Origin of the sequence: Bradyrhizobium sp. SHOUNA76 (genome assembly GCF_023006445.1) — a bacterium.
GTDB lineage: Bacteria > Pseudomonadota > Alphaproteobacteria > Rhizobiales > Xanthobacteraceae > Bradyrhizobium.
The window spans coordinates 1-4825 of record NZ_JALBHA010000482.1; the positions used below are offsets into that span (position 1 = coordinate 1).

5 protein-coding genes and 2 pseudogenes are annotated in these 4825 nt (G+C 65.1%); 3 read left to right on the forward strand and 4 right to left on the reverse strand.

The genetic code is table 11. The annotated features are described in order from the left end of the window. The 3 genes and pseudogenes from MOV74_RS31345 to MOV74_RS31355 all read left to right on the forward strand — a co-directional run. A partial coding sequence (locus MOV74_RS31345) for a DNA recombination protein RmuC (protein ID WP_246930809.1) occupies nt 1–1029 on the forward strand: 1029 nt, incomplete at its 5' end. 87 nt (nt 1030–1116) lie between these two features. Beyond that, a pseudogene (locus MOV74_RS31350) lies at nt 1117–1376 on the forward strand (GIY-YIG nuclease family protein). 86 nt (nt 1377–1462) lie between these two features. Next, a complete protein-coding gene (locus MOV74_RS31355) occupies nt 1463–2827 on the forward strand; it encodes an AmpG family muropeptide MFS transporter (protein ID WP_246930813.1) in 1365 nt (454 codons plus the stop codon). Nucleotides 2828–2939: 112 nt separating this feature from the next. Here the strand turns inward: MOV74_RS31355 and MOV74_RS31360 are convergent, their stop codons facing one another. From MOV74_RS31360 to MOV74_RS31375, 4 genes and pseudogenes are all read right to left on the reverse strand, one after another. Then, entirely contained in the window at nt 2940–3374 is a 435-nt protein-coding gene (locus tag MOV74_RS31360) for a hypothetical protein (protein WP_246930815.1), read from the reverse strand. A gap of 30 nt (nt 3375–3404) precedes the next feature. Beyond that, nucleotides 3405–4007, reverse strand: coding sequence for a recombination mediator RecR (gene recR, locus MOV74_RS31365; RefSeq protein ID WP_036026497.1), 603 nt, complete (start codon nt 4005–4007; stop codon nt 3405–3407). A gap of 1 nt (nt 4008) precedes the next feature. After that, nucleotides 4009–4329 carry a YbaB/EbfC family nucleoid-associated protein gene (locus tag MOV74_RS31370; protein WP_246930817.1) on the reverse strand — a complete coding sequence of 107 codons (321 nt, stop codon included), beginning with the start codon at nt 4327–4329 and terminating at the stop codon, nt 4009–4011. A gap of 27 nt (nt 4330–4356) precedes the next feature. Next, a pseudogene (locus tag MOV74_RS31375) lies at nt 4357–4825 on the reverse strand (DNA polymerase III subunit gamma/tau); the annotation flags it as partial.

Below are 4825 nucleotides of genomic sequence, written 5' to 3' on the forward strand. Positions count from 1 at the left end.
CTCGAGGAGCGGCTGAGCGAGGTGCTGCGCGCCCAGAGCGAATCCTCTGGACGGGTCGACGCCATGACCCAGGCGCTGGCGGGACGTCAGGCCGAGATGGCGCGGGCGGTCAACGAGCGGCTGGATTCGGTGACCCATCGCGTCGGCCAGTCCATGGAACACTCGACCCGCAACACCATGGAGAGCCTGCGCGCGCTGCACGAGCGGCTCGGCATCATCGACAGTGCCCACAAGAATCTCACCGACCTCACCACGCAGGTGACGACCTTGCGCGACGTGCTCGCCAACAAGCAGTCGCGCGGCGCTTTCGGCCAGGCGCGGATGGAGGCGATCGTCCAGGACGGACTTCCCAAAGGCGCCTACGAGTTCCAGTTCACGCTCTCGACCGGCAAGCGGCCCGATTGCGTCGTGTTCCTGCCGGACCAGCGCCCGCTCTGCATCGACGCCAAGTTTCCGCTGGAGGCGATGACGGCCCTGCACGATGCCCGCACCGACGAGGAGCGGCGCGTTGCCACGCAGCGCCTGCGCGGCGACGTGATGAAGCATGTCAGCGACATCGCCGAGAAATATCTGGTCACCGGCGAGACCCAGGAGATGGCGCTGATGTTCGTGCCGTCGGAATCGGTCTACGCCGAGATCCATGACGGCTTCGACGACGTGATCCAGAAAGCCTACCGCGCCCGCGTCGTGCTGGTGTCGCCCTCGCTCTTGATGCTCGCGATCCAGGTGATGCAGCAGATCATGAAGGACGCGCGCATGCGCGATGCCGCCGACCAGATCCAGACTGAAGTGATCAAGCTGGGCGACGATCTCGGCCGCCTCAGGGATCGCGTGGTCAAACTGCAGAAGCATTTTTCCGATGCGAACGAGGACGTCCGCCAGATCCTCATCTCCGCCGACAAGATCGAGAAGCGCGCCGGACGGATCGAGGAGCTCGATTTCAGCAAGAGCGACGCGCCGGAAGGGTCGCGGCTGGTGGCCACGGGCGCAGGCGAGCTGTTTCCGCGGAAGCTCCAGGCGGGGGAGTGATTCTCTTCTGAGATCCGGTACGCTGCCAGCCCAATTTCACTGTCGTCGCCGGCTTGACCGGGCGACCCAGTATCCCAGAGACGGCAGATCGGCGGAACGCTCTACTTGGAGTAACCAGCGACCTCATTCGCCGGGTCGCACAGCACAAGCTGAAGCTCATCGAGAGCTTCGCGAAAGACTACGATGTCGTGAGGCTGGTCTACTTCGAGCAGTTCGATGACCCCGAGAACGCGATCACGAGAGAGAAGCGGCTGAAGAAGTGGAAGCGTGACTGGAAGGCCGCGCTGATCGAGAGAGACAATCCGGACTGGAACGACCTCTATCCGGAGATCGCTGGTCCTCCATAACTCCGGCCTCTGGAATACTGGATCGCCCGGTCAAGCCGGGCGACGACATCTCACTCTTGGCCATCAGAATCTGCTAACACCTCCCCATGACCGCACCCGACGCGACCTCCCCCGCCGCGACTTCCGCTGTCCCGACCTCCTGGCGCGAAAGTCTTGCCGTGTACCTGCAGCCGCGGGTTCTGATCGTGTTGTTCCTCGGCTTCTCCTCCGGCCTGCCGCTGGCGCTGTCGGGCTCGACGCTGCTGGTGTGGATGCGCGAGGCCGGGGTCGATCTCAAGACCATCGGGCTGTTCGCGCTGGTCGGCACGCCTTACACGCTGAAATTCCTGTGGGCGCCGTTGGTGGATGCACTGCATGTGCCGCTGTTCACGCGCGCCTTCGGGCGGCGGCGCGGCTGGCTGCTGTTCTCGCAATTGCTGCTGATCGTCGCCATCCTGCTGCTGGCGATGACCGATCCGGCGCAGTCCCCGTTCTACGTCGCGCTCGGCGCGCTGCTGGTGGCGACGACGTCATCGACGCAGGACATCGTGGTCGATGCCTTCCGCGTCGAGAGCCTGCCGGAGAGCGAGCAGGCCGCCGGCATGGCGGCTTACGTCGCGGCCTATCGCATCGGCATGCTGGTCTCGACCGCGGGCGCGCTGTTCATCGTCTCCGGTTTCGAAAGCACCGGCATCACCCGCACCTCAGCCTGGATGTGGGGCTATGTGGTGATGGCGGCGATGGTGCTGATCGGGACGATCACGGCGCTGGCCGCGACCGAGCCCGGGCAATCGGTCCAGGCTGAAGCTGCTGCGAAAACAGGGACCGCGTTCACGCGCGTGCTGCAGGCGGCGATCGGCGCTTTCTCGGAATTCTTGTCACGGAAGGACGCGCTCGCCGCACTCGCCTTCGTCGTGTTGTTCAAGTTCACCGACGCCTTTTCAGGCACGATGACCGCGCCGTTCGTGATCGACCTCGGCTTCACCCGCAACGACTATGCGGCGATCGTGAAGGGCGTCGGCTTAGCTGCGACCCTGATCGGCGGCTTTGCCGGCGGCTTCGTCGCGCGGCGCTATCCGCTGGCGGCATCGCTCTGGATCGGCGGCGTGGTGCAGGCGCTGGCCAATCTGTCCTTCTCCTGGCTGGCCGTGGTCGGCACCAATCAATGGGCGCTGGCCTTCGCCATCTGCGCCGAGAATTTCACCAGCGCCATCGGCACCGTGATCTTCGTCGCCTATCTCTCCGCGCTGTGCCAGAACCCGCTGCACACGGCGACGCAATATGCGCTGCTTACCGCGCTTGCGGCGGTGGGACGGACTTATCTGTCGTCAGGTGCCGGCTTCGTGGCTGCGGCGACCGGCTGGCCGCTGTTCTTCGTGATCTGCGTGCTGGTGGCGATCCCTAGCCTGGTGCTGCTGGCCTGGCTGCAAAAGCGCGGGCATTTCGACGCGCTGGGGCCGGTGCGGGTTTAGAGGTCTCGTAGGGTGGGCAAAGCGAAGCGTGCCCACCACGTCCAAATGGTGGGCACGGCGCTTTGCGCCTTTGCCCACCCTACGGCAGCTCGTCGCGAGGCGACGTCGCCGCCTACTGCTTCTTGATCAGGCTCCACTTCGTGATCACGGCCTCGCTCATCTGGCCGGCATCGCTGGCGCAGGCGATCTCGTCGACCTTGACGGAGATTTCCTTGCCGACGAACGATTTGAGCTGCGTGGCCTGCGCGTCGCTGGAGGTGACGAGCTGGAAGGTCTCGGGGCCGGTCTCGAGATTGCACAGCCCGTTCGGCGCCGGCAAGCGACGCGGCTCGGACGTGATCTGGTACATCGGAATCCGTTTGCCGTTCTTGCCGTCGCGCACCTTCATCGCGTTCAGCTCGCCCGACAGCACGTCGCCATTGTTGATCGGCTTGCCGGGCTTCGACGGCGGCGGAGCGTCGTCACCCTGCGGTGCGGCGATCGCCGGGGTCACCAGCATCGCCATCGTCGCGACCAAAGCCAATCGTGTGGCGAAAAGTTTCGTCATGTCGTCCGTTCCGTGAGATCTCAGGGATTGCTAGAACAGGGTCCGCTGCCGCATTGCTGCCGATAGCGTACCTTCATCGAGATAATCAAGCTCGCCGCCGACGGGAACCCCGTGGGCGAGCCGCGTCACCTTCACATTGGCGTCCTGAAGCAGGTCGGTGATGTAGTGCGCCGTGGTCTGGCCGTCCACCGTCGCATTCAGCGCCAGGATGATTTCGTGCACCTGCGAATCATGGGCGCGCGCGACCAGAGCGTCGATGGTCAGGTCCTGCGGGCCGACGCCGTCGAGCGGCGACAATGTCGCGCCCAGCACATGATAGCGCCCCTGGGTGGCATTGGCCCGCTCCAACGCCCAGAGGTCGGCAACGTCGGCGACGACGACGATGATCGCAGGATCGCGCTTCGGATCGGTGCAGACGGTGCAGGGATTTTGCGTGTCGATGTTGCCGCAGGTCTTGCAGACCTGGACCTTGTCGAGCGCGACCTGGAGGGCCGAGGACAACGGCATCATCAGCGCTTCGCGCTTCTTGATCAGGTGCAGCGCCGCGCGCCGCGCCGAGCGCGGACCGAGGCCCGGCAGCCGTGCGAGCAGCTGGACCAGCCGTTCGATTTCGGGACCTGCAACAGCGCCCATGTTACTGGCCGAACAACCCCGGCGGCAGGCCGAGCCCACCGGTGAGAGCCTGCATCTTCTCCTGCATCGCCGTCTCCGCCTTGCGGCGCGCATCGCCCATGGCGGTGACGAGCAGGTCTTCCAGCACCTCGCGCTCTTCCGGCTTCATCAGCGAGGGATCGATCTTGATGCCCTTCACGTCCATCTTCGCGGTCATACGCACGGCGACGAGGCCGCCGCCGGAGATGCCCTCGACTTCCACGTTGGCGAGTTGCTCCTGCATCTCCTGCATCTTGGATTGCAGCTGCGCCGCCTGCTTCATCATGCCGAGAAAATCAGCCATCGGTACTCGTCCTTGAAAAGACTGGCTCTAGAGATCGTCGTCGCCGTCGGAACCGTCGGGCGGATCGTCACTGCCATAGTCGGTGTTTATATTGGTTTCCGGCGTCTCGGGGGCAAGCCTGCGGACCTCGACGACCTTTGCGCCAGGGAAACGCGACAGCACCTCCTGCACGCGCGGATCGGCCTCGGCGGTACGCGCATGCTCCTGCTTGGCGGCCTGGTTCACCGAGCGCAGCGTCGGCTGGCCCTGCTCGTTGGACACGACGATGGTCCAGCGCCGGCCGGTCCACTGCTCGAACTTCTTCGCGAGCTCGGAGATCATGGTCTTCGCCGCGTTCGGCTCGAGCGCGACCTCCAGCCGGCCCTCCTCGAAACGGACGAGGCGCATGTCGCCTTCGAGCGCGCTCTTGGTCATGATATCGCGCTTCTGCCCGGCGAGCGCGACGAGCTGGGTGAAGCTGGTGACGCGCAGCTGGGGCGCGGCAGCTTGCGGATCC